This window comes from Caballeronia choica, from assembly GCF_001544535.1.
Taxonomy (GTDB): Bacteria; Pseudomonadota; Gammaproteobacteria; order Burkholderiales; family Burkholderiaceae; genus Caballeronia; species Caballeronia choica.
Map to the genome: position 1 here is coordinate 1 of NZ_FCON02000343.1, position 3,018 is coordinate 3,018.

Annotated in this window: 1 rRNA gene; it reads right to left on the reverse strand. The window is 52.4% G+C overall.

The annotated features are described in order from the left end of the window. Positions 1 to 23 precede the first annotated feature (23 nt). A 23S ribosomal RNA gene (locus tag AWB68_RS43590) occupies positions 24 to 2,904 on the reverse strand. Positions 2,905 to 3,018: the final 114 nt, after the last annotated feature.

Genomic DNA, 3,018 nt, shown 5'->3' on the forward strand with positions numbered 1-3,018 from the left:
CCGACACAAAACACACTGGTTATAGGATCAAGCCTTACGGGCAATTAGTATCAGTTAGCTGAATGCATTACTGCACGTGCACACCTGACCTATCAACGTCCTGGTCTAGAACGACCCTTCAAGGGGATCGAAGTCCCCAGGGATATCTCATCTTAAGGCGAGTTTCCCGCTTAGATGCTTTCAGCGGTTATCTCTTCCGAACATAGCTACCCGGCGATGCCACTGGCGTGACAACCGGTACACCAGAGGTTCGTCCACTCCGGTCCTCTCGTACTAGGAGCAGCCCCCTTCAAATATCCAACGCCCACGGCAGATAGGGACCAAACTGTCTCACGACGTTTTAAACCCAGCTCACGTACCTCTTTAAATGGCGAACAGCCATACCCTTGGGACCGGCTACAGCCCCAGGATGAGATGAGCCGACATCGAGGTGCCAAACACCGCCGTCGATATGAACTCTTGGGCGGTATCAGCCTGTTATCCCCAGAGTACCTTTTATCCGTTGAGCGATGGCCCTTCCATACAGAACCACCGGATCACTATGACCTGCTTTCGCACCTGCTCGACTTGTCGGTCTCGCAGTTAAGCACGCTTATGCCATTGCACTATCAGCACGATTTCCGACCGTACCTAGCGTACCTTCGTACTCCTCCGTTACACTTTGGGAGGAGACCGCCCCAGTCAAACTGCCTACCATGCACTGTCCCCGACCCGGATCACGGGCCAAGGTTAGAACCTCAAACAAACCAGGGTGGTATTTCAAGGACGGCTCCACCGAAACTAGCGTTCCGGTTTCATAGCCTCCCACCTATCCTACACAGATCGGTTCAAAGTCCAATGCAAAGCTACAGTAAAGGTTCATGGGGTCTTTCCGTCTAGCCGCGGGGAGATTGCATCATCACAAACACTTCAACTTCGCTGAGTCTCGGGAGGAGACAGTGTGGCCATCGTTACGCCATTCGTGCAGGTCGGAACTTACCCGACAAGGAATTTCGCTACCTTAGGACCGTTATAGTTACGGCCGCCGTTTACCGGGACTTCAATCAAGAGCTTGCACCCCATCATTTAATCTTCCGGCACCGGGCAGGCGTCACACCCTATACGTCCACTTTCGTGTTTGCAGAGTGCTGTGTTTTTATTAAACAGTCGCAGCCACCAGTTTATTGCAACCCTCTCACCCTCCTGGCGCAGGCCAGTCAAGCTACAAGGGCGTACCTTATCCCGAAGTTACGGTACCAATTTGCCGAGTTCCTTCTCCCGAGTTCTCTCAAGCGCCTTAGAATACTCATCTCGCCCACCTGTGTCGGTTTGCGGTACGGTCTTGTCAGACTGAAGCTTAGAGGCTTTTCTTGGAACCACTTCCGATTGCTTCTTCACCGAAGTGAATGGCCTCGCACCCTTGAATTCCGCGCCCGGATTTGCCTAAGCGCCTTCTCCAATGCAAGGACCGGGACTTCCAACACCCGGACAACCTTCCGCGATCCGTCCCCCCATCGCATCTAACAATGGTGCAGGAATATTAACCTGCTTCCCATCAGCTACGCATTTCTGCCTCGCCTTAGGGGCCGACTCACCCTACGCCGATGAACGTTGCGTAGGAAACCTTGGGCTTACGGCGAGGGGGCTTTTCACCCCCTTTATCGCTACTCATGTCAGCATTCGCACTTCCGATACCTCCAGCGCACTTTTCAATGCACCTTCGCAGGCTTACGGAACGCTCTCCTACCATGCGTGCAAGCACGCATCCGCAGCTTCGGTGACTGGCTTGAGCCCCGTTACATCTTCCGCGCAGGACGACTCGATCAGTGAGCTATTACGCTTTCTTTAAAGGATGGCTGCTTCTAAGCCAACCTCCTGACTGTTTTAGCCTTCCCACTTCGTTTCCCACTTAGCCAATCTTCGGGACCTTAGCTGGCGGTCTGGGTTGTTTCCCTCTTGACACCGGACGTTAGCACCCGATGTCTGTCTCCCGTGATTGCACTCTTCGGTATTCGGAGTTTGCTATGGCGTAGTAATCCGCAATGGACCCCACAACCATGACAGTGCTCTACCCCCGAAGGTGATACACGAGGCACTACCTAAATAGTTTTCGGAGAGAACCAGCTATTTCCAAGTTTGTTTAGCCTTTCACCCCTATCCACAGCTCATCCCCTAACTTTTCAACGTTAGTGGGTTCGGTCCTCCAGTACGTGTTACCGCACCTTCAACCTGGCCATGGATAGATCACTTGGTTTCGGGTCTACGCCCAGCAACTGAACGCCCTATTCGGACTCGCTTTCGCTACGCCTGCCTTAATCAGTTAAGCTTGCTACTGAACGTAAGTCGCTGACCCATTATACAAAAGGTACGCCGTCACCCCTTACGAGGCTCCGACTGTTTGTATGCATGCGGTTTCAGGATCTATTTCACTCCCCTCCCGGGGTTCTTTTCGCCTTTCCCTCACGGTACTGGTTCACTATCGGTCGATCACGAGTATTTAGCCTTGGAGGATGGTCCCCCCATCTTCAGACAGGATTTCACGTGTCCCGCCCTACTTGTCGTACACCTAGTTCTTCCTCACTGTTTTCGTCTACAGGGCTATCACCTGCTAGGGCCGCACTTTCCAGAGCGTTCGACTAACAACGAAGATAAAGAGTACAGGCTGATCCCATTTCGCTCGCCACTACTTTGGGAATCTCGGTTGATTTCTTTTCCTGCGGTTACTTAGATGTTTCAGTTCACCGCGTTCGCTTCGCATGACCTATGGATTCAGTCATGGATACTCCATTAGGAGTGGGTTTCCCCATTCGGACATCGACGGATCAAAGCTCGTTTGCCAGCTCCCCGTCGCTTTTCGCAGGCTACCGCGTCCTTCATCGCCTGTGATCGCCAAGGCATCCACCACATGCACTTGTTCGCTTGACCCTATAACGAGTGTGTCTCTCAACACACCCACCATAGGTTGAGTATTCGCGTTGTGCCGTATTCCAAAGCAATCTTTCGATTACCTTTTCATACTTGATACAATCACAACCCTGA